The organism is Nostoc sp. CHAB 5715 (genome assembly GCF_020829685.1).
GTDB lineage: Bacteria > Cyanobacteriota > Cyanobacteriia > Cyanobacteriales > Nostocaceae > Nostoc.
This window is the reverse complement of sequence record NZ_JAIVFR010001055.1, coordinates 1-2,420: the sequence shown is the minus strand read 5'-3', so window position 1 is coordinate 2,420 and position 2,420 is coordinate 1. Positions and strand designations below refer to the sequence as shown.

The 2,420-nt window shown below is 41.9% G+C and carries 2 protein-coding genes; both read left to right on the top strand.

Annotation, left to right across the window (positions count from 1 at the left end):
- Positions 1–1,347: 9,9'-di-cis-zeta-carotene desaturase (zds, locus tag LC574_RS35750; RefSeq protein ID WP_229458361.1), on the top strand; the 1,347-nt coding region annotated here is incomplete at its 5' end.
- An 84-nt stretch (positions 1,348–1,431) separates the two neighbouring features.
- A complete protein-coding gene (locus LC574_RS35745) occupies positions 1,432–1,875 on the top strand; it encodes an SRPBCC family protein (protein ID WP_229458359.1) in 444 nt (147 codons plus the stop codon).
- The last annotated feature ends 545 nt before the right edge of the window (positions 1,876–2,420 follow it).

The following is a 2,420-nucleotide window of genomic DNA, read 5'->3' as shown; positions in this document are numbered from 1 at the left end:
CGTCCGTTTGTAGGTGGTAAAGTTGGCAGTTGGGTTGATGGAGATGGCAACCATCTAGAAATGGGTTTGCATGTATTTTTCGGCTGCTACTACCAACTATTTGACTTGATGAAGAAAGTGGGGATGTTAGAAAACTTACGCCTCAAGGAACATACCCACACTTTTATTAATAAAGGAGGCCGCACTGGTGGTTTAGATTTTCGCTTCTTTACAGGTGCGCCTTTCAATGGCTTAAAGGCATTTTTCACTACTTCCCAACTATCGTTGCAGGATAAACTGCAAAATGCGATCGCTCTGGGTACTAGTCCCATAGTTCGCGGGTTGGTAGACTTTAATGGGGCGATGAAAACCATCCGCAACTTAGATAAAGTTAGCTTTGCCGACTGGTTCCGCAGTCACGGTGGGAGTAATGGCAGCATCAAGCGGTTATGGAACCCCATCGCCTACGCATTGGGATTTATTGACTGCGAAAATATGTCTGCCCGTTGTATGTTAACCATATTCCAGTTATTTGCAGTCAGAACTGAAGCCTCAGTTTTGCGAATGCTGGAAGGTTCTCCATCTGAGTATTTGCACAAGCCCATTCTGGAGTATTTAGAAGTTAGAGGCACCAAAGTTTACACGCGTCGGCAAGTTCGGGAAATTCAATTTACTGAGTTAGACGAACAAACCCGCGTCACTGGTATAGTAGTTGCCCAAGGTGATACATTAGAAACTATCACTGCTGATGCTTATGTCTTTGCCTGTGATGTTCCAGGAATTCAACGCATCCTACCCCACGAGTGGCGTAAGTGGTCAGAATTTGACAATATTTACAAACTGGATGCAGTGCCAGTGGCAACAGTGCAGCTACGCTTCGATGGTTGGGTAACAGAACTGAACGATGCAGAGCAACGTAAACAGCTTTTGCACGCGGCTGGAATTGATAATTTGCTGTACACAGCCGATGCTGACTTTTCTTGTTTTGCCGATTTGGCGTTGACTAGCCCTGCTGATTATTATCGCCCAGGACAGGGTTCATTGTTACAACTAGTGCTGACACCAGGAGATCCGTTTATTGCACAAAGTAATGAAGCGATCGCACAGCATGTCCTCAAGCAAGTGCATGAACTGTTTCCCTCGTCGCGCCAGCTAAATATGACTTGGTACAGTGTGGTAAAACTTGCTCAGTCTCTCTACCGAGAAGCGCCAGGGATGGATGCGTACCGTCCCAACCAAAAAACACCAGTAGATAATTTCTTCCTTGCAGGGAGTTATACTCAGCAAGATTACATCGACAGCATGGAAGGAGCAACTATTTCTGGACGGCGGGCGGCAAAGGTGATTTTGGAGAGTTTGAAGAGATAAAGAACTGCAAAGGGCGCAAAGGACGCGTACTCTTGCAAAGAAGCAAGCTACGCAAAGCATCTTGTAGAGAAGGAAGAAGAGAGAATGTCAGATTGGTTAGAGCATACTGTGCAGGTAGAAGTAGACGCTCCTATAGATTTAGTATGGAGCCTTTGGTCTGATTTGGAGCAAATGCCCCGGTGGATGAAGTGGATTGATTCGGTGAAAATTCCGCCAGATAATCCAGATATATCTCTTTGGAAACTAAAGACGGGCAGTCTAGAATTTACTTGGAAATCTCGAATTCTCAAAGTTATTCCCAACCAAATTATCCAATGGGAATCGATTGATGGTTTGCCGAATCAGGGAGCGATTCGCTTTTACGATCGCCACAATAGTAGTATTGTTAAAATGACCATTTCCTACGCTATCCCCGGCATTATTGGCAAAATTATGGATAACTTGTTTTTGGGGCGGGTAGTTGAATCGACGATACAAGCTGATTTGGAAAGGTTTAAAGAATACGCGCTGAATGTTAAAGCTAATTGATATAGATAGCAAAAACAGGCAGTAGGAAACAATCTGTAAAAGTTTCTTACTGTCTTATGGGAAAATATGGATTATTTTTAGAAAATGTTATAATTTTCTTTATTATCAGTAAACCAAAAAGTTTTTCCCCAAAGAGCGATCGCTAAAATATTTGTAGCTTATGATACTTGGAAACACAGAAAACTCTAACCAGCAGACATAGTATAGATTATGATTACTTATGACTAGCTGATTGAGAATTTGTTAATGCTAACCAGATGGAATATAAATGCTTTCAACTAATTGATATTTACGCTCAATAGCTTGAGATAAAAAGGCTAACATCTGCTTGAGTACGAAAAGTGTGCGATAAATTAATCGACTACCTTTCCTTTTACGACTGATTCTGAGCCAAAGAATATTAACCCAGATATTAACTACAATACCTTCGCCAAAAATAAATAGGGCGTTCTGTAGTAAAGTTGTTGTTTACCACAACGACAACTTCCAGTCTACAGAACGCCCATGCTAGATATAGTAACACTTCTTTTAAGTTTAGAAGTTGA